Source organism: Microcoleus sp. MON2_D5 (assembly GCF_036701905.1).
Lineage (GTDB): Bacteria > Cyanobacteriota > Cyanobacteriia > Cyanobacteriales > Microcoleaceae > Microcoleus.
On sequence record NZ_JAUBRM010000226.1, the window covers coordinates 1 to 1,449 of the forward strand.

2 protein-coding genes are annotated in these 1,449 nt (G+C 46.2%); both read right to left on the reverse strand.

Annotation, left to right across the window (positions count from 1 at the left end; all coding sequences use genetic code 11):
* Positions 1 to 575: IS66 family transposase (locus QUA47_RS30835; RefSeq protein ID WP_333433630.1), on the reverse strand; the 575-nt coding region annotated here is incomplete at its 3' end.
* A gap of 245 nt (positions 576 to 820) precedes the next feature.
* The coding region (locus tag QUA47_RS30840; protein ID WP_333433631.1) for a group II intron maturase-specific domain-containing protein at positions 821 to 1,449 on the reverse strand (629 nt) is incomplete at its 5' end.

Genomic DNA, 1,449 nt, shown 5'->3' on the forward strand with positions numbered 1-1,449 from the left:
CAATCGCGCAGTTGATGAGCCAAACACACTTGCCATTGTGGTGCGGGGTGATTTTTTTGAGCGCTAAATAAGTCTGATACCCAAATATCGGGACGATGTTCTCCTAGAACTTCGTACATTACTCCACGAGCTCGGCTGGGGCGGATGACGTGTAAGCAAACATCTTGGTTCTGAAACACCCACTCCCACTGATTTTGTCCGTTAACTCTCGCACTCGTTTCATCTGAACAAATTAATTTTGCCCGCTGCAACCGTTGTAGTATTTGACTTACTTGATCCTCTAAACTGGTTTTGACGTTCCCCAGCAAGTTGGCGAGGGCACCTTCTGATATCTTTAGTCCAAAGACCGAGCCAAATATCAACGATAGCCGTTCGTAGCTGATGGCATGAGTGTAACGCAGATATGTAACTAAGCTTTGAATAGAACTGCCAAACGCTGAACCTGGTTCCATTCCCAATGGTACAGGTGCAACATACTCAGCCTCACAGCAGGCACACTGACCACCATAACATTCGATTCGGGTGATGATGGGGCGAATTGGGGGTAGTTCGATTTTTTCGTTGACGGACTGCAATTTTTGGGCAGCAGTGGTGACTTTCTCTCCACACTGGGGACAATTTTTGAGTTGCGCGATGATTGTTTGGTCGGGATCACGATGTAGTTCTCTTCCCCCTCCTGCTCTTCCTACGCTCCCGGCTCTTTTTACCCCCTCAATTTTCGATTGCTTAATGTTGGGCTTGAATCCCTTCGACGGCGGAGTGCTAGAATTTTTGCTGGTTTTGGTGGGAACTTTATTTTGGTTTGAGTCGAGGGGGGATATTATTCCCCGCCCCTCTCAGTTAGATCTGGGCGTGCGAGTTTCCCCGCACCCAGCTCCCGATGTTCTTGGCTTGCGCCTTTGCTCGTGTGGAGATAATCGTGGCAGCTTTCGTGAACCGCTAGAAGGTTGTTTATTTTCCAATTACTATGGTTACTGTCTACATGATGTAGATGTACCTTTTCATCGCCTAGCATTTTTAGACCACATTTCCCACATTTATGGTTTTGCCGTTTTAAAGCTTTAGAGGTTTCGCCGTTATAGAGCTTGCTGTTGCGCTCACTCCAGTAGGCTATATCTCCGTCGTAGGGAGATTTCTCTCCTTTGACATTGACAAATTTGTTTTCGGAGTAAGGAACCGCCGGGAACGCTTTTCCCATCAATTCCTTGACAGTATAGCGATTCTGTTTTGCTTCCTTATTGAATACCTTGAAAGTTCTATTTCGGATGGAACTCAGTGAAAAGCGTGAACCATCCAATTTACAGTAACGGTGGTAATTTCTCCAGCCTCTAACCACAGGGGCTAATTTTTCAGCCTTGAACGTGGCACCATGATTCGAGTTGTTGACGATGTGTTTTACCTTCTGACGGAATGCTTTAAAATTGTCCGCTGATGGAACGCATCTAAATT